Source organism: Micromonospora sp. GCM10011541 (assembly GCF_042650725.1).
Lineage (GTDB): Bacteria > Actinomycetota > Actinomycetes > Mycobacteriales > Micromonosporaceae > Micromonospora > Micromonospora sicca.
The window spans coordinates 30,607-49,452 of record NZ_JBHSBP010000083.1; the positions used below are offsets into that span (position 1 = coordinate 30,607).

The 18,846-nt window shown below is 73.9% G+C and carries 19 protein-coding genes; 9 read left to right on the plus strand and 10 right to left on the minus strand.

Features of this window, described 5'->3' with window-relative positions:
• Window positions 1-6 precede the first annotated feature (6 nt).
• Window positions 7-1,278, plus strand: coding sequence for a JmjC domain-containing protein (locus tag ACFOYX_RS29990; RefSeq protein WP_322441800.1), 1,272 nt, complete (start codon window positions 7-9; stop codon window positions 1,276-1,278).
• Between the two features lie 128 nt (window positions 1,279-1,406).
• On the opposite strand, the gene ACFOYX_RS29995 is transcribed toward ACFOYX_RS29990, so the two are convergent.
• A complete protein-coding gene (locus ACFOYX_RS29995) occupies window positions 1,407-2,075 on the minus strand; it encodes a hypothetical protein (protein WP_238455154.1) in 669 nt (222 codons plus the stop codon).
• 151 nt (window positions 2,076-2,226) lie between these two features.
• Between ACFOYX_RS29995 and ACFOYX_RS30000 the strand changes: the two genes are divergently transcribed.
• Window positions 2,227-3,441, plus strand: a complete 1,215-nt coding sequence (locus tag ACFOYX_RS30000) for an RNA-guided endonuclease TnpB family protein (protein ID WP_322441798.1) — start codon at window positions 2,227-2,229, stop codon at window positions 3,439-3,441.
• Between the two features lie 13 nt (window positions 3,442-3,454).
• Here the strand turns inward: ACFOYX_RS30000 and ACFOYX_RS30005 are convergent, their stop codons facing one another.
• From ACFOYX_RS30005 to ACFOYX_RS30020, 4 genes are all read right to left on the minus strand, one after another.
• The gene (locus tag ACFOYX_RS30005) at window positions 3,455-6,127 is read right to left on the minus strand and encodes an FtsK/SpoIIIE domain-containing protein (RefSeq protein ID WP_322441797.1); all 2,673 of its coding nucleotides are present in this window, start codon (window positions 6,125-6,127) and stop codon (window positions 3,455-3,457) included.
• The gene (locus tag ACFOYX_RS30010) at window positions 6,120-7,007 is read right to left on the minus strand and encodes a hypothetical protein (RefSeq protein WP_109800717.1); all 888 of its coding nucleotides are present in this window, start codon (window positions 7,005-7,007) and stop codon (window positions 6,120-6,122) included. Before ACFOYX_RS30010 ends, ACFOYX_RS30005 begins: the two co-directional genes overlap by 8 nt.
• 8 nt (window positions 7,008-7,015) lie before the next feature.
• The gene (locus ACFOYX_RS30015) at window positions 7,016-7,276 is read right to left on the minus strand and encodes a hypothetical protein (RefSeq protein ID WP_007076395.1); all 261 of its coding nucleotides are present in this window, start codon (window positions 7,274-7,276) and stop codon (window positions 7,016-7,018) included.
• A gap of 210 nt (window positions 7,277-7,486) precedes the next feature.
• Window positions 7,487-7,873, minus strand: a complete 387-nt coding sequence (locus ACFOYX_RS30020) for a hypothetical protein (RefSeq protein WP_322441796.1) — start codon at window positions 7,871-7,873, stop codon at window positions 7,487-7,489.
• 120 nt (window positions 7,874-7,993) lie between these two features.
• Here ACFOYX_RS30020 and ACFOYX_RS30025 point away from each other — a divergent pair, with 120 nt between their 5' ends.
• Genes ACFOYX_RS30025 through ACFOYX_RS30035 form a run of 3 tightly spaced genes read left to right on the plus strand, consistent with a single transcriptional unit; the run spans window position 7,994 to window position 11,066 of the window.
• Window positions 7,994-10,534, plus strand: a complete 2,541-nt coding sequence (locus tag ACFOYX_RS30025; RefSeq protein WP_109800715.1) for an ATP-dependent Clp protease ATP-binding subunit — start codon at window positions 7,994-7,996, stop codon at window positions 10,532-10,534.
• A gap of 14 nt (window positions 10,535-10,548) precedes the next feature.
• On the plus strand, window positions 10,549-10,716 hold the full coding sequence (locus tag ACFOYX_RS30030) for a hypothetical protein (protein WP_322441795.1): 168 nt from the start codon (window positions 10,549-10,551) through the stop codon (window positions 10,714-10,716).
• On the plus strand, window positions 10,716-11,066 hold the full coding sequence (locus ACFOYX_RS30035; protein ID WP_322441794.1) for a DUF3140 domain-containing protein: 351 nt from the start codon (window positions 10,716-10,718) through the stop codon (window positions 11,064-11,066). The genes ACFOYX_RS30030 and ACFOYX_RS30035 overlap by 1 nt, the downstream gene beginning before the upstream one ends.
• A gap of 53 nt (window positions 11,067-11,119) precedes the next feature.
• Here the strand turns inward: ACFOYX_RS30035 and ACFOYX_RS30040 are convergent, their stop codons facing one another.
• From ACFOYX_RS30040 to ACFOYX_RS30050, 3 genes are all read right to left on the minus strand, one after another.
• A complete protein-coding gene (locus tag ACFOYX_RS30040) occupies window positions 11,120-11,356 on the minus strand; it encodes a hypothetical protein (RefSeq protein WP_322441793.1) in 237 nt (78 codons plus the stop codon).
• A gap of 19 nt (window positions 11,357-11,375) precedes the next feature.
• Complete coding sequence (locus tag ACFOYX_RS30045; protein ID WP_322441792.1) at window positions 11,376-12,371, minus strand: LysR family transcriptional regulator; 996 nt, start codon at window positions 12,369-12,371, stop codon at window positions 11,376-11,378.
• A 79-nt stretch (window positions 12,372-12,450) separates the two neighbouring features.
• Window positions 12,451-13,068, minus strand: a complete 618-nt coding sequence (locus tag ACFOYX_RS30050; RefSeq protein ID WP_322441791.1) for a hemerythrin domain-containing protein — start codon at window positions 13,066-13,068, stop codon at window positions 12,451-12,453.
• 183 nt (window positions 13,069-13,251) lie between these two features.
• Between ACFOYX_RS30050 and ACFOYX_RS30055 the strand changes: the two genes are divergently transcribed.
• Window positions 13,252-14,580, plus strand: coding sequence for a M20/M25/M40 family metallo-hydrolase (locus tag ACFOYX_RS30055; protein WP_322441789.1), 1,329 nt, complete (start codon window positions 13,252-13,254; stop codon window positions 14,578-14,580).
• A 60-nt stretch (window positions 14,581-14,640) separates the two neighbouring features.
• Window positions 14,641-15,291 (plus strand): hypothetical protein, encoded by a 651-nt coding sequence (locus ACFOYX_RS30060; protein WP_109800709.1) that lies wholly within the window; start codon window positions 14,641-14,643, stop codon window positions 15,289-15,291.
• A 60-nt stretch (window positions 15,292-15,351) separates the two neighbouring features.
• On the opposite strand, the gene ACFOYX_RS30065 is transcribed toward ACFOYX_RS30060, so the two are convergent.
• On the minus strand, window positions 15,352-15,543 hold the full coding sequence (locus ACFOYX_RS30065) for a DUF5703 family protein (RefSeq protein WP_089014793.1): 192 nt from the start codon (window positions 15,541-15,543) through the stop codon (window positions 15,352-15,354).
• 74 nt (window positions 15,544-15,617) lie between these two features.
• Complete coding sequence (locus tag ACFOYX_RS30070) at window positions 15,618-16,589, minus strand: aldo/keto reductase (RefSeq protein ID WP_109800708.1); 972 nt, start codon at window positions 16,587-16,589, stop codon at window positions 15,618-15,620.
• Between the two features lie 167 nt (window positions 16,590-16,756).
• Between ACFOYX_RS30070 and ACFOYX_RS30075 the strand changes: the two genes are divergently transcribed.
• Entirely contained in the window at window positions 16,757-17,809 is a 1,053-nt protein-coding gene (locus ACFOYX_RS30075; protein ID WP_322441788.1) for an LLM class F420-dependent oxidoreductase, read from the plus strand.
• Window positions 17,806-18,642, plus strand: coding sequence for an undecaprenyl-diphosphate phosphatase (locus ACFOYX_RS30080; protein ID WP_109800706.1), 837 nt, complete (start codon window positions 17,806-17,808; stop codon window positions 18,640-18,642). Before ACFOYX_RS30075 ends, ACFOYX_RS30080 begins: the two co-directional genes overlap by 4 nt.
• Window positions 18,643-18,846 lie beyond the last annotated feature (204 nt).

Below are 18,846 nucleotides of genomic sequence, written 5' to 3' on the forward strand. Positions count from 1 at the left end.
ATGGTCGTGACGCACCTCGACCCGCCGGGCGGCCACGGCCGCCCGGCGGTTCCGTCTTCCGCCACCGACGCCCTCGCCCGGTGCATCTCGGTGGAACCGGCGAAGTTCGCCGCCGCCCACTGGGGCGTCGCGCCGCTGCTCTCCCGCGCCGCCGAGCTGCCCAACCCGCGCGGCTTCGCCGACCTGCTCAGCCCCGCCGACGCCGACGAGCTGCTCAGCCGGCGCGGTCTGCGTACCCCGTTCCTGCGGGTGGCCAAGGACGGCCAGCTCGTGCCGGCGGCGTGCTACACCGGCGGCGGCGGCGCGGGCGCCGAGATCGACGACCAGGTCCTCGACGAGAAGGTTCTGGACCTGTACGCCGCCGGCGCGACCCTGGTGCTCCAGGGCCTGCACCGGAGCTGGCCGGCGCTGGTCGACTTCGCCCGGCACCTGGGCGCCGCGCTGCGGCAGCCGTTGCAGGTCAACGCGTACCTGACCCCGGCCGGCAGCCAGGGCTTCGCCACCCACTACGACACCCACGACGTCTTCGTGCTCCAGGTGGACGGCCGCAAGCACTGGCGGATCCACCCGCCGGTGCTGCCCGACCCGCTCGAGAAGCAGCCCTGGGGCGGACGGGCCGACGAGGTCGCCGCCACCGCCGAAGGCGTCGCCGCGCTGGACGTGGTGCTCGAACCGGGCGACGCGCTCTACCTGCCCCGCGGCTGGCTGCACAGCGCCCAGGCGCAGGAGTCCAGCTCGCTGCACCTGACCGTCGGCATCCGGGCGCTGACCCGGTACGCCCTCGTCGAGGAGCTGCTCGCGCTGGCCGCCGAGGACGCCCGGCTGCGCGCCGGGCTGCCCTTCGGCACCGACGTCGCCGACCCGGACGCGATCGAGCCGGAGCTGACCGAGACGGTCGAGGCGCTGCGCGACTGGCTGCTGCGGGCCGACCCCGCCGCGGTCGCCGCCCGGCTGCGCGACCGGGCCTGGCCGGCGGCCCGACCGGCGCCGATCCGCCCCCTGGCCCAGGCCGCGGCCCTGGCCACGATGGACGCCGACAGCCGGGTGGCGCCCCGCGCCGGCCTGCGCTGGCAGCTCACCCCGACCGGAGACGGGAAGTTGGCGCTGCGCCTGTTCGACCGCACCATCACCCTGCCCGGCACCTGCGAGCCGGCCCTGCGTGCCGTCCTCGCCGGCGAGGTCACCCGGGTCGGCGACCTCCCCGGCCTCGACGACGACGCCGACCGCATCGTCCTCGCCCGCCGCCTCCTCAAGGAATCCGTCCTCACCCCCGCCTGACCACCTTCACCTCGCGGCAGCCCGCACCGGGCCTCGTTGATCATGAAGTTGTTGTCACCCGGCACGGGGCGGCGCGGCAACAACTTCATGATCAACCGCAGGCGTGCCGCTAGGTGGGGGAGGGACGGTCAGCGGGGGGCGAGGGCGAGCAGGAGGACCGTCGTCACCAGGCCGGCGGTCAGCACCACGGTGATCGGGCGGGGGCCCAGGACGGCGTGCCGGCGGTCGGCCAGCAGCCGGGCCGGCGCCAACCCCACCAGCGGCCCGAGCAGCGTCACCACCAGCCCCAGCACCGGCATCCCGACCGCCAGGTCACCGCCGGATCCGGTGCCGACCGCCCGTGCCCCCACCCCCAGGACGTACGCGACGACGGCTCCGCCGACCCCGCAGAGCACCAGCAGCGGGTTGAGCGAGCCCGGCAGCTCACCCGGCTGACGGGTGCGGTCCAGCAGCTCCCGGACCCCGTGCAGCAGCGGCACCGGGTCACCGGACGCGTCCCGGGCCGGACCGGGCGGATCACCCAGCCGCCGCGCGCTCGCCCCCAGCCGGGTCCGCAGCTCCTGCCACAGGTGCGCGGCCTCGGCGTCGACCCGCTCCACCAGTTCCCGCGCCTCGGCCGCCTCCGCCTCGGCGCGGCGTACCTGCGCGGTGGCCTCGGCGACCGCCCGGTCGGCCGCGGCGCACTGCTGCGCGTACCAGGTGTGCGCCTCCTCGCGCTGGGCGGCGACCCGGGAGGTCAGCTCGGCGAGCCGACGGATCTGGGCGGCGTACGTCTCACTGGCGACCGGTTCGTTCATCGGAACTCCTTTGAGAAACCCCGCATCAGCGCCGGAAGGAGCCGCACGCCTGCGGAGCAGGGCAGGGATGGCCGGTCGCCGGCACTGTGGACCCGAGCCCCTTCCCGACAACCCGCAGGTTGTCACAGGTTGATGCGATAGTTCGAAAGCCATGAAGACCACGCATGTGAAGCGAGCATTCAAGTACCGCTTCTATCCCACGGACGCGCAGGCGGCTGAGCTGTCGCGCACGTTCGGATGCGTGCGGAAGGTCTACAACCTCGCGTTGGCGGCGCGTACCGAGGCGTGGACACTCCGGCAGGAACACGTCTCCTACAACGCCACATCGGCGATGCTGACCGCGTGGAAGAAGACAGAGGAACTGGCCTACCTCAACGACGTTTCCTCGGTCCCACTCCAGCAGGCCCTGCGTCATCTTCAGACGGCCTTCGCCAGCTTCTTCGCCAAACGCGCGAAGTACCCGCGTTTCAAGTCGCGGAAGAGGTGCCGGAAGTCGGCGGAGTACACGACCAGCGCTTTCCGCTTCCGGGACGGCAGGCTGACGTTGGCGAAGATGGCGGAGCCGTTGCACATCGTGTGGTCCCGCCCTCTCCCCGAGGGTGCGAAGCGATCGACGGTGACGGTGTCTCAAGACCCGGTTGGGCGCTGGTTCGTGTCCTTGTTGTGCGAGGACCCGACCGTTCAGCCGCTGCCCCCGACCACCGCGGCGATCGGGATAGACGCCGGGCTTGACAACCTGCTGACCCTGTCGACCGGGGAAAAGATCACCAACCCTCGGCATGAGCGGCGTGACCGTGCCCGGCTCGCCCGCGTCCCGCGGGAGCTGTCGCGGAAGGTCAAGGGCTCGACGAACCGGGACAAGGCCCGCCGCAAGGTCGCCAAGGTTCACGCTCGCATCGTCGACCGGCGACGCGACCACCTGCACAAGATCACCACTCGGCTTGTTCGTGAAAACCAAACGATCGCGATCGAGGACCTCACCGTTCGGAACCTGCTGAAAAACCACACACTCGCCCGCGCCATCAGCGACGCGGCGTGGCGCGAGTTCCGCAGCATGCTGGGATACAAGGCCCAGTGGTACGGCCGTAAGTTGATTGCGGTCGACCGTTGGTTCCCCTCCTCCAAACTGTGCTCGACATGCAGAGCCGTACGGGACACCATGCCGCTGCACGTCCGCACATGGACGTGCGACTGCGGCATCAATCACGACCGTGACGTGAACGCGGCGCGGAACATTCTGGCCGCCGGGCTGGCGGTGTCTGCCTGTGGAGCTGGTGTAAGCCCTCAACGGGAGCCCTCCCGGACGAGGCGGTCAGTGACGAAGCAGGAAACTCGACGGGCGACCGTGGGAATCCCGGTCCTATAGGGCCGGGAGGATGTCAACGGGACGGACCATAAGGGATGATCACCTGTCCGGTGCGGTGGGCCGCCCGGTCGAAGTAGAGTCCCCGCCACGGCCGGGGGTACCAGTCCGGCCCGCCGGTGCCCGGATAGAGCGAGGACCCCAGCTCCGCGCCCTGCACGTCGAGCGCCACCCACGCGCCGATCTGGTCGGTGCGGGCGGCCGGCCCGCCCAGGTCCACCCGCATCCGGGCCACCCCGCGCCACCAGGCCAGCACGTGGGTACGCCGCTCCGGCCCGTCGTGCAGGATCCGGCGCAACTGCTCCAGCCCGGTACGCCGCCCGGCCCGCCCGGCGAGCTGACCGGCCGCCGCGTCGACCGCGTACAGCAGCAGGTAGTGCGGGGTGTTCCGGGTGCCAGGCGCGCCGAGCGAGTCGCCCACCTCGGCCATCAGCTCCGGGATCGTCTCCTCGTCGTACCAGGCGGCGTCGTCGGCCAGGTCCTCGTAGAGGGCCCGGGCGGCCGGGTCGGCGTCCTGGTCGAGGCAGGCGATGGAGAACCGGGCGGTGCCGGGGCGGTGTTGGCGCGCGAGGGACCGGGCGGCGGCGTCCAGCACCGCGCACGCCTCGTCCACCCGGGTGCCGAGCACCGCCAGGTTGCGTCCCGGGGCCCGGGGCAGCCGCAGCGTCGCGGACCGCGCCTGCACGTCGATGATCTCGCCGAGCAGGGCCACCGGGCTGCGCGGCACCCCCTCGTCCGGCGCGGTCAGCGCCCGGAAATCCGGCGCGTCCGCGAGACGGGGGATCGCATCGCCGTCGAAGAGCCGGGCCGGGGCGGCGTCGGCCGGGCGCATCCGCCACAGCCGGTGCTGCAGCTCGCTCCAGCTCTCCCAGTCGCTGGCCGACGGGATCCGGGCCACCTCGTTCCCCTCGGCCAGCCCGGACTCGGCGTTGACCACGGCGTGGTGCCGGGGCAGCGACTGGGCGGCGTCGTTGCGTTCGGCCAGGATGCGCAGCGCCTTGGGCAGCGCGATGCGCAGGGTGAACTGGGCGACCAGGGCGGGCCGCCCCCACAGCGCCTCGATGCCGCGGACGTCCTGCGAGGCGAGCACCAGGTGGATACCCTGCGACCGGCCCCGCCGGGCCAGGTCCTCCAGCAGGTCGGCGGCCTCCCGGGCCACCACGTCCCGCCCGGCGAGCAGCGCCTGGAACTCGTCGACCACCGCGACGATCCGCGGCCAGTGCCCGGTGGGGTCCACCGCCCGCAGCTCGGCCAGCTTGGTGACCTCGTGCTTCTTGGCGGCGTCCGCCCGGCGGCGCAGCTCCTCGGCGAGGAAGCGCAGCAGCCCCAGCCCGAACTCCCGGTCGGTGTTGACGTTGATCCCGACCAGCCGCATGTGCGGCAGCCAGCTCGGGTCCCGCCGGCCCTGGGCGAACCGGGCGAAGGACACCCCCTCCTTGAAGTCCAGCAGGTAGAACTCCAGCTCGGCGGGGGAGTAGCGGGAGGCCAGCGCGCCGATCCAGGCGAAGATCAGGTTCGTCTTGCCGGTGCCGGACGGACCGCCGATCAGGGCGTGCGGCGGGTAGTCGCCGAGGGTGAGCAGTACCGGCCGGCCGTGCGGGCCCTCGCCGATCGGCGCGGTCAGCCCGTGCGCCGAGTCCTCCCGCCACATCCGCTCCGGTGGCGGGAGCAGGTCGGCGAAGGGCGCCGGCGGTGGGCCGGCGTTGACCCGGGACGCCACCTCCCGGCAGGTCTCGGTGACCAGGGTGGCCGGCGGCGGGTCGTCGAGGACGACCGGCAGTCCGCCGATCCGGGCCCCGTCCGGCTGCACCACCACCCGGGACACGGTCGGGTCGTCGGGCAGGTCGATCCCGCGGACCACCAGGTGCACCCCGCACGCGGCGCCGGTGCGGACCACCCGGTCCAGCTGGCCGCGCTCGTGCCGGGACAGTTCGTCGCCGCCGAGCAGCACCGCCACCCGCCACGGCTCCGGGCGCCGGCCGGTCGCCGTGGCCAGCTCGCGCAGCGAGGTGTACTCGCCGGCCAGCACGGTCTCGTTGATCCGCCGGATCTGCTCCACCAGGTCGTCCAGCAGCCGGCCGAGCCCGCCGGGGCCGACGAAGGTGAGCAGCCCGGCGGTGCCCAGCGGGGCGAACCCGGCCAGGCCGCCGCCGAGGTGCTCCGGGTCGTACCCGAAGAGGCGGACCCCGCCCGGGTCGGCGCGGCCGACGGAACGCAGCAGCAGGGCCGGCACCACCGCGGCGATGCCCGCCCGGTCGCTGCCGGCCAGGTGCACGTGGCCCGCGTCCAGCAGCGGCACCAGCGCGGGCACCGGCTCGGCGTCGGGGATCCGGACGGTGCCGATCCGCACCGCGCCGGGCGTCTCGGCCCGGCCGGCGGGCGTGGCCTGCCACCGCGACCACGGCGCCGAGGCCGCGCCGGGGGCCTCGCGCTGCGCGGCCGCCGCGGCCCGGCGGGCCAGCTCCGCGATCCGCGTGGTGTGCCGGGCGTCGATCTCGGCCAGCCGGCGGTCGCGGGCCGCGCCGACCCGGTCCGGTACGGCCGCCGCGGCGCGCCGCACCCGGGCCAGCCGCTCCGCGCCGGCGGTCAGCTCGGCGTCCGCGGCGGACAACCGGTTGCGGGTCGCGCCGAGCGCCTCGGAGAGCATCACCCGGACCCGGGTGACCAGTTGACCGCGGACGTCAGGCATCGGAGCCCCGGGCCGGCTGCCGTTCGTCGGCGTCGGTCGGCAGGTCGCGGCCGAGCCGGGCGAGCAGCACCCCGGTCAGCACGCCGGCGGTGACCGCGGGGTCCGCGGCGTGCGGCTGCTCCTGGTCGCCGGCGCGGCGGGGCGGGGGCATCCGGCACACCCGGGTGAGCAGGGTGTCCAGCACCGGCGGCGGCAGCCCCGGCAGCAGGTCCCGGACCCGGCCGTCCAGCTCCCGGCGCAGCCGGCCCAGGTCGTCGGCTCTGGGCGGGTGGCCGAGCAGCTCGCCGGCCAGGCCGCGCAGCAGCGGCGGGGCGACCGCGGCGAGCCCGAGCCCGACGTCGGCGTGCGCCCGGCGCAGCTCGGTGTGCAGCCGGTCCCGGTCACCGGCGCGGACTCCGGTGACCACCCGGCGCAGCAGCTCGCGGGCGTCGCCGACCCGCTCGTCCGGCTCGTCCGGCGGCCCTTCCCGGCCGCCGGTCAGCTCCGCCACCCGCACCGACCACCAGCGCCGCATCGCCGGGTCGGCGCCCCGCTCCGGCCCGGCCCCCGGTGCCGTCGGCGCCGCGTCCCGGGCCGCGTCGTGCGTCGGCCGCCGCTCCTGCGGCTTCGGCGCGGGCGCGCCGTCGGCGGCCAGTCCGATCGCGGCCAGATAGCCGGCGAGCTGCTCCTGGGCGACCCGCAGCGCGTAGCCGGCGGTCTCGGCGTGTTCGGTGGCGGCGGAGAGTTCCGGTACGCCCATCGGGTTCGCGGACTCCTGCCGGACCCAGCGCAGCCGCTCGGTGGCCTGGCCGAACTTCTCCAACGCCAGCCCCAGCTGCGCCAGGGGCAGCTCCTCGGCAGCGGCGCGGACCTGCGCGCCGACGTCCTCGATGATGGACACGGCCGGCTCTACAGGGTCGACACGTAGAGCTGCGCCTGCTCGACCGCCACCAGTGTCGCGGCGAGACACTCCTCCAGCTCCTGGCTGGCCTGGGTCAGCGAGGCCTGCGCGGCCTCGACCGTCTCGTGCCCGCTGCCCTCCAGCGCGCCGGCCAGCGTCTGCTGCGCCTCGGCCAGCTTCTCGCCGGCCGCCTGCACGGCTGTCTGCCCGTCACCTATCTGCTGAAGGGCGACATCGATGGCTGCCTTCAGCTCGGCGACGCTCGCCACGGGGACCTCCTGGGGGCGGGGAGATCTCCATTACATCCCATCCCGTTCGGTGAGCGAAAATCCGCCCTCGCGGTGTTCCTGCCCGGCTGTCCGATTCGGCGTCTGAGGTGCGGAAAGGCCGGCCGGGCGCGGCGCGGTCCCGTCGACGGACCGGCCGGTCCGATCCACGAGTCGCCTCTCGGCGGCGGTGGCGGACCAGGGGCGCGCCGGTCAGCCGGCGGCCGGGCGGAGCCAGCGCGGGCCGTGCACCTCGGCCCCCAGCGCCGCCACCCGCGCGCGCAGCTCGCGGTCGGCCGTGACCACCACGCGGCGGCGGTCCGGCGCGGCCGCGACCAGCTCGACGATGGTGTCGTCACCCGAACGGGGCGCGGAGACCACCCGCACCCCCGGGACGGCCGGGACGTCCCGCGCCGCGCCCTCCACCACCAGCACCACCTCCACCGGCGGGGCCAGCTCCGGCGGCACCCCGCGCTCGGCCAGCGGGACGAGAGCGTCCCGCAGCCGGGCCGCCGCCCCGGCCCGGTCCCGCCACCAGCCGTTCGGGCGGGATCCGACCACGTTGGCGCCGTCGACGACGAGCAGCGGACTGGTCTGCATGCCCCCAGCGTGCCACCCGGGGGCGTTTGTCGCGCCGACCGCCGGGTAGCCACCGCCGACCGTGCCGCGCCCACGGGTTGCCCTCGGCGACCGTGCCGCGCCCGACTCCGGAGGACAGAGATGATGGGACCCGGCGACTTCGGCTCCGACCCGTGGGACGAATTCCTGGCCCGCTACTTCGGCCGGGGCGAGGGAGGACGCCGGCCGCCGCACCGGGTCGACATCACCCGGCTGATGACCGCCGACGCGCGGGAGATGCTGGCCGACGCGGCCCGCCGGGCGGCCCAGAAGCACAGCAACGACCTGGACACCGACCACCTGCTCTGGGCGGCGCTGCAACGCGAACCGCTGCGCGACCTGGTACGCCGTGCCGGCGCCGACCCGGACGCCCTGGTCAACGCCCTAGGCGGGCGCGGCGACGGGGCGCCCCGTGGCGAGGTGCCACCGAACCTGTCGCTCACCCCGGCGGCCAAGCGGGCGCTGCTCGACGCCCACCAGCTCTCCCGGGCGATGGGCGCCAACTACATCGGTCCCGAGCACATCCTGATGGCCCTGCCGCTCAACCCGGAGTCGCCGGCGGGCCGGATGCTCGCCGCCGGGCGGGTCCAACCGGAGTCGTTGCAGGCGGCCAGCGCGGAACGCGGCCAGGGCCCCAAGCCGGACCGCGGCACCCCCACCCTCGACCAGTACGGCCAGGACCTTACCGACCTGGCCCGCGCCGACCAGATCGACCCGGTGATCGGGCGGGCCGACGAGATCGAACAGGCGGTGGAGATCCTCTCCCGCCGGACCAAGAACAACCCGGTGCTGATCGGCGAGGCCGGCGTGGGCAAGACCGCCATCGTGGAGGGGCTGGCCGAGCGGATCTGCGACGGCGACGTACCGGAGACCCTGATCGGCAAGCGGGTCGTCCAGCTCGACCTGGCCGGGCTGGTGGCCGGCACCCGGTACCGGGGCGACTTCGAGGAACGGCTGAAGAAGGTGATCGACGAGATCCGGGCGCACCGGGACGAGCTGATCATCTTCCTGGACGAGATCCACACCCTGGTCGGTGCGGGCGGCGCCGGCAGCGAGGGCGGCATGGACGCGTCCAACATGCTCAAGCCCGCGCTGGCCCGCGGCGAGCTGCGGGTGATCGGCGCGACCACGCTGGACGAGTACCGGCGCAGCATCGAGAAGGACGCCGCGCTGGCCCGTCGGTTCCAGCCGGTCTTCGTCCCCGAGCCCACCGTCGAGGACACCGTCGCCATCCTGCGCGGCCTGCGCGACCGGTACGAGGCGCACCACCAGGTCCGCTTCACCGACGAGGCCCTGGTCGCCGCCGCCGAGCTCTCCGACCGGTACGTCACCGACCGGTTCCTGCCGGACAAGGCGATCGACCTGATCGACCAGGCGGGGGCGCGGGTCCGGCTGCGCACCCGCACCCCCGCCGCGGACGTGCGGGACCTGGAACAGCAGCTCGACGAGGTGCGCCGGGACAAGGAGCAGGCCGTCTCCGGCGAACAGTACGAGCGCGCCTCGACACTGCGCGACCGGATCAGCGAGCTGGAGGACCAGATCCGCCGCGCCCGGGGCGACGAGGGCCCCAACCAGGTGCCGGCGGTCGGGCCGAAGGAGATCGCCGAGGTGGTCTCCCGGGCCACCGGCATCCCGGTCAACCAGCTCACCGAGGAGGAACGCGACCGACTGCTGCGCTTGGAGGGGTACCTGCACGAGAAGGTGGTCGGCCAGAACGACGCGGTCAGCGCCGTCGCGGAGGCGGTCCGCCGGTCCCGGACCGGGCTGGCCGACCCGGACCGGCCGATGGGCAGCTTCCTCTTCCTCGGCCCCACCGGCGTCGGCAAGACCGAGCTGGCCCGGGCCCTGGCCGAGGCGCTCTTCGGCGAGGCGGACCGGATGGTCCGGGTGGACATGAGCGAGTTCCAGGAACGGCACACGGTCAGCCGGCTGGTCGGCGCCCCGCCCGGGTACGTCGGCTACGAGGAGGCCGGCCAGCTCACCGAGGCGGTGCGCCGCCGACCGTACGCGGTGGTGCTGCTGGACGAGATCGAGAAGGCGCACCCGGACGTCTTCAACATCCTGTTGCAGGTGCTCGACGACGGCCGGCTCACCGACAGCCAGGGCCGGACGGTGAACTTCAAGAACACCGTGCTGATCATGACGAGCAACCTGGGCTCGGAGCTGATCACCGGCACCCAGCGCACGGTCGGCTTCGGTGTCGGCGAGCCCGGCCGGGAACAGGAAGCCACCGAGCTGCGGGACCGGTTGATGCGCCGGTTGCAGGAGAACTTCCGCCCCGAATTCCTCAACCGGATCGACGAGGTGATCATCTTCCAACGGCTGGAGGCCGAGCAGCTGCGCCAGATCACCGGGCTGATGCTGGAGGAGACCCGCCGCCGACTGCACGCCCAGGACATCCAGGTCGAGTTCACCACCGCCGGGATCGACTGGCTCGCCGAGCACGGCTACCAGCCCGAGTTCGGCGCCCGGCCGCTGCGCCGGGTGATCCAGCGGGAGGTCGACAACCGGCTCTCCCGGAAGCTGCTGGAGAACGAGATCTCGCCCGGCCAGAAGGTCATCGTCGACGCGCGCGACGGGCAGCTCGCCTTCGACGTGACCGCCGGCGACTACACGGCGGCGACGACGTCCCACCCGCGATGAACCGGAGGGCGGACATGACCGAACCGGAGGAGTCCCGGGAGGACACCGAGCGCAGCGAACCGATCATCGCGCCCCCGACGGCCAACCCGTCCCGGGTGAAGGTGCCGCCGGAGGGCGTGAAGCAGCGGACCGACGAGGGCGAGCCGGCGCCGTCCGGGCCGCCGGCGGGAGAGGAGGCGTGATGGTACGCGAGAAGCGGCTGGATCCCGAGGTCGAGGTGATCTGGGACGACTTCCACGCCCAGGTGAACGTCCCCTCCGAGCAGCTGCGGCAGTGGCTGCTCACGCGGGGGTCGGGCGAGGAGGCGTTCGGCCCGAACCCGGACCTGAACCTGCCCGAGCCGGGGCGGCAGATCCTGCACGTGCTCAGCAAGCGGAAGGTGGACCTGACCCCGGAGGACATCGAGGTGATGCGGGACGCCATCGACCGCATCCAGTCCCTGGTGGACGAGAGGCCGCAGCGGGGCAACGCCGACGACGAGTGGCGGCACTCGCTGCTCGACCTCGGCCACGACGTCCTGGTCGAACGCTGAGCCACGACCGGCACGGCACCCGGAAAGCCCCGGGTGCCGTGCCGCGTGGTCGGTTACTCGGATTCCATGCTGGGCAGCTGCAGGCCGGCGCCGTCGGCGGCGGCCTGCCGGTCGAGGCGGGCCCGTTCCTCGCGGGTGAGCAGGTTGGCGTACTCGGTGATGTCGGCCGGGTCCGGCACGTCGGGCAGCTGGCGCAGGTAGGTCTCGACGTCCCGGGAGGCGGCGGTGTGCGCGGCGGCCGCCTGACGCAGCAGCTCCCGCTGGTCGGCCGCGGGGTACAGATCGGTCATGCTGCCCTGATACCCGCCGTCACGCGGTTCGCACCCCGCCGGGCGGCCGGGCCGCCGATGGCTGGGCGCCGAAGTCGGGGTGGCGCAGCAGCCAGGCCAGGTAGTCCGGGTGCGGCGCCAGCGCGTCCGTGTACGCGGCCACCGCGGTCTCCAGCACCGCCTCGGCGACCCGGGCGGCCGGGGCGTCCGGGTGCCAGCCCAGCAGCAGCCGCCAGCGCAGCGGCGTCCCGGCCAGCCGGCGGGTGACCAGCCCGGCGACCGGGCGGAAGGTGGCCTGGCAGAGCGCCACCGCCTCGCCGGCCTCGACCAGGTCCACGCAGCCGCGGACGTCCGTCTCGTACAGCTTCCGCGGGGTGAAGCCGGCGCGGGCGCAGGCGGCGGCGAAGCAGTCGCCGAAGCAGCCGTCGCCGGGCGCCGCCACCCACTGCTCCCGCCGCAGGTCCGCCAGCCGCACCTCCTCCCGGTCGGCCATCGGGTGGGTCTGCGGCAGCAGCACGAGGACCGGGTCGACGGCGACCTCCCGCCAGCTCAGCGCGAACTCCGCCGACGGGGTCGCGTCGCCGCACACCCCGGTGAGCGCGAAGTCCAGCCGCCCGCCGGCCACGAGCTGGGCCAGCTCGTCCACGGACCACGAGGCGTACGTGGTGATCTGCAGCTGGGGCTGCTCGGCGGCGAGCCGGTGCACCAATCGGCCGAGGATCGGGCTGTTCACCCCGCCGAACCGGTACCGGCCCAGCGGGTCGCCCGCCCCGGCCAGCCGCGCCGCCTCGTCCTGCAGGCCCTTCATCGCCGGCAGCAGCACCCGGGCCCGGGCCAGCACCAGCTCGCCCAGCGCGGTGGGGCGGGCGCCCCGCCGGTCCCGCTCGAACAGCGGCCCGCCCAGGATCCGTTCGATGCGCTGGAGCTGGGCGGTCAGGGCCGGCTGGGCCAGGCCGAGCGTCGAGGCCGCCTTGGTCACGCTCCCCGTCTCCGCGATCGCGCACACCACCCGGAGGTGTCGCAGCTCCAGATTCATAGGGTGACGGTAGGGCCACGCACCGATGGACGGAAGGCCCGAACGGCATCGGCCTCCCCCGATGCGTACCGGCTTGGGGTCAGGTCTTCGGCTGCCGCTCCAGGTCCGCCAGCTGGGTACGCCGGCCGGTCACCGCGTCCCGGAGCTTGTCCACCACGCCCACCGCCGGTTCCACGATCTTGTTCCACGGCGGGGTGGCCGGGGTGCCGGGGTGCGGCCGGGTCGGCGCCGCCTCCTCGGCGATCTGCCACCGGTTGCCCAGCCGGATCAGCTCCGCGTCGGTGGCCACCGCCCGCAGCGGCGTCATCAGCGCGGCGACCCGGCTGACGTGCCGGCGTACCCGGTCGGCCACCTCGGCCAGCGCGGGGTCGTCCGGCCCGGACAGTCCCTTCAGGGCGGTGAGCAGCGCGGCGTCCGCCTCGATCTCCCGGTCGACCAGTTCGGCGCTGGCCGGCACGGCGGCCCGGGCGGCGGGGAAGAGGTACTGCTCCTCGGCGGAGAGGTGCCGGGACACCGCGGCGGTGAGCACGTCGATCACCTCGCGCCGGCGCTCCGCGGCCAGGTCCGGGTCGGTGACCTGGTCGGCCAGGCCGAGCAGCTGCCGGTGCTCGGCGTCGACGAGGTCAGCCAGGCTCCGGCCGCCCGGCCGGTACGCGTCGTCGGCGGCGGGTGGCAGCGGCGGTAGGGGGACGGTCATGGTGCCCTCCTCGACTGGTGGCCGGCGGGGGCCGGCGGCCCGCTGGGCGGTGCGGGGACGACTGCGGCGGTACCCGACCGCCGCGCGCGCGAAACCGGGCCGGCCGCCGTCCGGGCCGCCGGCGCGCCCCGGGGAGCGGGGCGGGGCGCGCCACCGGGTCGCCCCGGCTGGTATGAAGAGCCCATGACGAGCGACGCCGCCTCCGCCCGACCCGACCCCACCGACGAGGTCGTCGGCCTCTGCCGCGACCTGCTGCGGATCGACACCACCAACACCGGGGACAACGACACCAGCGTCGGCGAACGGCGCGCCGCCGAGTACGTGGCGGAGAAGCTGGCCGAGGTCGGCGTCGACGCGGAGATCCACGAGTCGGCGCCCGGCCGGGCCAACCTCGTCGCCCGGATCCCCGGCACGGACCCGGGCCGCGACGCGCTGCTGGTCCACGGCCACCTCGACGTGGTCCCCGCCGACCCGGACGAGTGGTCGGTGCACCCGTTCTCCGGCGAGATCCGCGACGGCTACCTGTGGGGCCGGGGCGCGATCGACATGAAGGACTTCGACGCCATGGTGCTCGCCGTGGTCCGCGGCTGGCAGCGCGCCGGGGTCCGTCCGGCGCGGGACATCGTGCTCGCCTTCACCGCCGACGAGGAGGCCGGCAGCGACTACGGCGCGCACTTCCTCGCCCAGCGGCACCGGGGCCTCTTCGACGGGTGCACCGAGGCGATCGGCGAGGTCGGCGGCTTCTCCTACTCGATCGACGAGTCCCAGCGGCTCTACCTCATCGAGACCGCCGAGAAGGGCATCGACTGGCTGCGGCTGCACGCCAAGGGCCGCCCCGGGCACGGCTCGTTCGTCCACGACGACAACGCGGTCACCGCGCTCGCCGAGGCGGTCGCCCGGGTCGGCCGGCATCGCTTCCCGGTCACCGTCACCGCGACCGTGCGGGCCTTCCTCGAGGAGGTCTCCGAGGTGCTCGGCATCGAGATCGACCCGAACGACCCGGAGACCGCGATCGCCAAGCTCGGCCCGATCGCCAACATCATCGGCGCGACGATCCGCAGCACCGCCAACCCGACCCGGCTGGCCGCCGGCTACAAGGACAACGTCATCCCCGGCCGGGCCACCGCCACGATCGACTGCCGCAGCCTGCCCGGCCAGTCGGAGCTGCTGGAGGCGCAGCTGCGCGAGCTGATCGGGCCGGACATCGACATCGAGTACATCCAGCGGCAGCCCGCCCTGGAGACCACCTTCGACGGCGACCTGGTCGACGCGATGTCCGCCGCGCTGCGCGCCGAGGACCGGGGCGCCCGGCCCGTGCCCTACATGCTCTCCGGCGGCACGGACGCCAAGGCCTTCTCCCAGCTCGGCATCCGCTGCTTCGGGTTCGCGCCGCTGCGGCTGCCCGCCGACCTCAATTTCTCCGGCCTGTTCCATGGCATCGACGAGCGGGTCCCGGTGGACGGGCTACAGTTCGGCGTGCGGGTTCTCGACCGGTTTCTCCGCAGTTGCTAACCGTGTCCGCGGCGTCACCGCCGACGCGGATCCTCCTCCATCGCGAAGGGACTGCCTCACATGACCGACCAGCACGGTGAGCTGGACGCCGCTCTCGAGCGCGTGATCGCCGCTGCCCGCGCCCACCTGGCCGCCGTCCGCGCCGCCGAGGGCCGGATCGACGACGACGACGTCTGGCAGGCGTACGTCGCCTTGAACAACGCCTCGGTCGCCTACGACGAGCAGCTGCTCGACGCGTACGGGGAGGTCACTCCCTGGGATGTCGAGTCGATCGACCCGGACGAGGCCGACGAGCGCTTCGGCGGCGCCGAGGGCGTCGAGGCGACCGACCCGCACCCGCGGGTGATCTCGGTGCGGCAGCGCCGCGACTACCGGGTGCCGAGCGTGGCCGCCCTGATCCGGGTGGCCGAGGCGGCCCGCCGGGAGGGCACGGAGGAGGACGAGCCGGCCCCCGTCGAGGGCGTCGGCGAGGCGGTGCTGGAGCTGCTGCAGAGCGGCGACGGCTCGCTCAGCGCGCTGGACGTCCCGGAGCTCGAACCGCTCGACGGGGTGGTGATGGTCAGCGAGGTCGGCACCCCGGTCGACCTGGAGTCATTCGACGACGACGACCCGATGGGCCCGTTCCAGCCGGCCGCCGACGACCGTCTCGTGGGACGGCTCGACGAGCACCCGTTCCTGGAGCTGGACGAGGAGCACGACCACGCCCACTAGGCCGTGACGTGCCCGGGCCCGACCACCCGGTCGGGCCCGGGACCGTACGTCCGCCGTCGCTCAGTACGACAGGCCCGGCTGCGGCTGGTTGATCCGCCGACGGCGCAACATCACCTGCCGCGTACCGTCCCGGAACAGCCGCACCCGGGCCAACTCCCATCCGGAGAACTCCGCCTGGATCGCCAGCTGCGCCGCGGCGGTCACCCGGTCGACATTCGGCGGCAACCGCAGCGGCGCGTATTCGTAGTCCATGCGTTCCATGCTGCCCAGGCCGGGCCCGGTTCGCCACCCCCTGCCGGTGATCCACGTCGCGTCCGGTGGACCGATCAGCCGTCGCGTTCCGGGTAGCCGACCGGGACCGCGGAGACGTCGTCCAGCGCGGTGACGATCTCCTCGGGCAGGGTCATCCGCTCCACCTGGAGCGCGCCGAGGAGCTGGCCGACGGTACGCGCGCCGAGGATCGGGGCGGTCACGCCCGGCCGGTCCCGGATCCAGGCCAGTGCCACCTCCAGCGGGGAGACGCCCAGCCCGCCGGCGGCGGTGGCCACCGCCTCGACGATGCTGGAGCAGCGCGGCTCCAGGTAGGTGGCGACGAACCGCTCGAAGTGCGGCGAGGCGGCGCGGGAGTCCGCCGGCCGGCCGTGCCGGTACTTGCCGGTGAGCACCCCGCGGCCCAGCGGCGACCAGGGCAGCACGCCCAGCCCCATCGCCTCGCAGGCCGGCAGCACCTCCCGCTCCACGCCCCGCTCCAGCAGCGAGTACTCCACCTGGGCGGCCACCACGGGGGCCCGGCCGGGCCAGGCGGCCTGCCAGGCGGCGGCCCGGGCGGTCTGCCAGCCGGAGAAGTTCGACACCCCGACGTACCGGGCCTTCCCGCTGGACACGGCGTGGTCCAGGGCGGAAAGGGTCTCCTCCAGCGGGGTGTCCGGGTCGTACCCGTGGACCTGCCAGAGGTCGACGTGGTCGGTGCCGAGCCGGCGCAGCGACGCGTCCAGGGTGCGCAGCAGGTGCCCGCGCGAGCCGTCCCGGCGGCGGCCGCTGCCCGGCCGCAGCCCCGCCTTGGTGGCGATGAGCAGCTCCTCCCGGGGCACCAGACTGCCCAGCAGGGAGCCGATGACCGACTCCGCGTCGCCGTCGGCGTACACGTCGGCGGTGTCGACGAGGTTGCCCCCCGCGTCGAGGTAGCTCTTCAGCTGGGCGGCCGCGTCGTCCGCGTCGGTGTCCCGTCCCCAGGTCATGGTGCCGAGCGCGAGCCGCGAAACCGCCAGCCCGCTTCGGCCGAGCGGTCGCTGTTGCATGCGTGAACCTTATTTCGAACCCGGCGTCACGGATATCCTCGCCCGAAGTCAAGTTCCTGCCCCACCGGCCGAACGGGTGTGACGCGTTCGAGGGCAGCCGGTGATCGTGGTCACCGCCCGCATTGCGTAACCTGATGCGACCTGTGGTGCGGACGGTGGGAGGACCAGTGCGACTCGGGCTCAGCCTCGGATACCAGACGGCGTGGAGCACGCCGGCCGACCACCTGGCGCTTGCCCAGGAGGCGGACCGGCTCGGCTGCTCGGTGGTGTGGGCGGCGGAGGCCTACGGCTCCGACTCGCCCAGCATGCTGGCCTGGATGGCCGGCCAGACCCAGCGGATCGACGTGGGCGCCGCGGTGATGCAGATCCCCGCCCGGACCCCGGCGATGACCGCGATGACGGCGGCCACGATCGACGCGCTCTCCGGCGGCCGGTTCCGGCTCGGCCTCGGCGTCTCCGGCCCGCAGGTCTCCGAGGGCTGGCACGGCGTCCGCTTCGCCAAGCCCCTGGCCCGCACCCGCGAGTACGTCGACATCGTGAAGATGGCGATCGCCCGCAAGGAGGTCGCGTACGACGGCGAGTTCCACACCCTGCCGCTGCCCGACGGCCCCGGCAAGGCGCTCCGGCTGGGCTTCCACCCGCCGCGCGAGCACATCCCGATCTACCTGGCCGCGGTCGGGCCGAAGAACCTCGAACTCGCCGGTGAGATCGCGGACGGCTGGCTCGCCGTGTTCTACGCCCCCGAGTTCGCCGAGGAGCAGCTCGCCTCCGTGCGGGCCGGCCGGGCGAAGGCAGGCAAGGAACTGGCCGGCTTCGACGTCGTCCCGTCCGTCCCGGTCGTGGTCGGCGACGACATCGCCTCCTGCGCCGAGCTGGTCCGCTGGTACGCCGCCCTGTACGTCGGCGGCATGGGCAGCCGGCAGCAGAACTTCTACAACCAGCTGGCCACCCGGATGGGCTACGGCGACGCCGCCCGCGAGGTGCAGGACCTCTACCTGGCCAAGCGGCAGCGGGACGCGGCCGCCGCGATCCCGATGGAGTTCATCGACCGCACCTCGCTGCTCGGCCCCAAGGAGCGCATCGCCGAGCGGATGCGGGAGTACGCCGCCGCCGGCGTCACCACCCTGTCGGTGACCCTCTTCGTCGCCGACCGGGACAGCGGCGTGCAGACCCTGCGGACCGTCGCGGAGGCGCTGGAACTCTCCGGAGTCGGAGAGTGACCTGGGTCGAGGCCATCGTCCTGGGCATCGTCCAGGGGCTCACGGAATTCCTGCCGGTCAGCTCGTCCGGTCACCTGCGCATCACCTCGGCGATCTTCTTCGGCCGGGACGCGGGCGCCTCGTTCACCGCGGTGACCCAACTGGGCACCGAGGCGGCGGTGCTCATCTACTTCTTCAAGGACATCTGGCGGATCGCCCGCACCTGGGTGCTCGGACTGGTGGACCGCTCGGTCCGGTCCAGCCTCGACTACCGGATGGGCTGGTACGTCATCGTCGGCACCATCCCGATCGGCATTTTCGGCCTGCTGTTCAAGGACCAGATCCGCACCGCCGGCCGGAACCTGTACCTGATCTCCTTCACGCTGATCTTCTTCGCGCTGGTGCTGGCCTTCGCCGAGTACTGGGGGCGGCAGACCCGCACGCTGGAGAACTTCCGGATGCGCGACGGTGTCGTGATGGGCTTCGCCCAGGCCATGGCGCTGATCCCCGGCGTGTCCCGGTCCGGCGGCACGCTCACCTTCGGCCTGCTGCTGAACCTCACCCGGGAGACGGCGGCGCGGTACTCGTTCCTGCTGGCCATCCCGGCCGTGGTGATATCCGGCGTGTTCAGCATCCCGGACGTGTTCGAGCCCTCCGCGCCGGGCACCGCCGCGCCGAGCGTGGCGCAGATGGCCGTCGCGACGCTGATCGCCTTCGGCATCGGCTACGCGGCCATCGCCTGGCTGCTGCGCTACGTCGCCCACCACACCCTGTACCTCTTCGTGCTGTACCGGGTGGCGCTCGGCACCCTGGTCCTGTGCCTGCTCCTCACCGGGCATCTCAGCGCTACCTGAGTCTTTGGTTGCTGTTGGGGGCTGGGGGCGACCGTCCCCGGCTTCGGGCGGTCGGGCTTGATCCCTGCGCCGGGGACGGTCGCCCCCAGCCCTGGCCCTGGTCCGCCCGGCGGTCACGGTCTTGTGTTTGTACGTGGAAACGCCGCTGGCCGGCACCCCTGTCTCGGGGTGCCGGCCAGCGGCTTGTCGCCTGTGTTCGGTTGG